General features: G+C 47.1%; 1 protein-coding gene. It reads right to left on the bottom strand.

Features of this window, described 5'->3' with window-relative positions; genetic code table 11:
- Nucleotides 1–1,023 (bottom strand): hypothetical protein (locus tag EWU23_RS13715; RefSeq protein ID WP_205753192.1); only part of this gene is annotated, 1,023 nt, incomplete at both ends.

The raw sequence follows: 1,023 nt of genomic DNA, 5'->3' as shown, positions 1-1,023 counted from the left end.
TAGTCCAAGTAACGGTTTGTCCCGAAGTAGCAACTGGATTGTCATTGGCATCGGCTAGCTGAGCCGAGATGGTTACAGTAGCACCCGCCACAGGAGAAGAAGATGAAGAAGTAACGATGTACTTACTCGCAGTACCCGCGACCGTGGTGATGGAAGCAGAAGTACCAGAAATAGCCGAAGTAGTAGCTGTCACAGTTGTAGCAGTACCTGAAACGGTATGCGAAGTGAAAACCACCGTAGCAATCCCACTAGCATTGGTGGTTGAAGTAGCAGTTGCAAAACTACCATTGGCATCAGACTTAGTCCAAGTAACGGTTTGACCAGAAGTACTCACAGGGTTATTGTTAGCATCGGCTAATTGAGCAGAGATGGTTACAGTTCCACCAGCAGCTGGAGAAGAAGATGAAGAAGTAACGATGTACTTACTCGCAGTACCCGCGACCGTGGTGATGGAAGCAGAAGTGCCTGAAATAGCCGAAGTAGTAGCTGTCACAGTTGTAGCAGTAGCAACCACAGTATGTGTAGTAAATACAACGGTAGCAATCCCACTAGCATTGGTTGTTGAAGTAGCCGAAGCAAAACTACCATTGGCATCAGACTTAGTCCAAGTAACGGTTTGACCAGAAGTACTCACTGGGTTATTGTTAGCATCGGCTAATTGAGCAGAAATGGTTACAGTTCCACCAGCAGCTGGAGAAGAAGACGAAGAAGTAACGATGTACTTACTAGCAGTACCCGCGACCGTGGTGATGGAAGCAGAAGTTCCTGAAATAGCCGAAGTAGTAGCTGTTACAGTTGTAGCAGTACCTGAAACGGTATGCGAAGTGAAAACCACCGTAGCAATCCCACTAGCATTGGTTGTTGAAGTAGCAGAAGCAAAACTACCATTGGCATCAGACTTAGTCCAAGTAACGGTTTGTCCCGAAGTAGCAACTGGATTGTCATTGGCATCGGCTAACTGAGCCGAAATGGTTACGGTAGCACCCGCCACCGGAGAAGAAGACGAAGAAGTAACGATGTACT

The organism is Aquirufa beregesia (assembly GCF_011090385.1).
GTDB classification, from domain to species: Bacteria; Bacteroidota; Bacteroidia; order Cytophagales; family Spirosomataceae; genus Aquirufa; species Aquirufa beregesia.
Note: the sequence above shows the minus strand (reverse complement) of the source record. Positions and strands in the feature narration are given on the sequence as shown.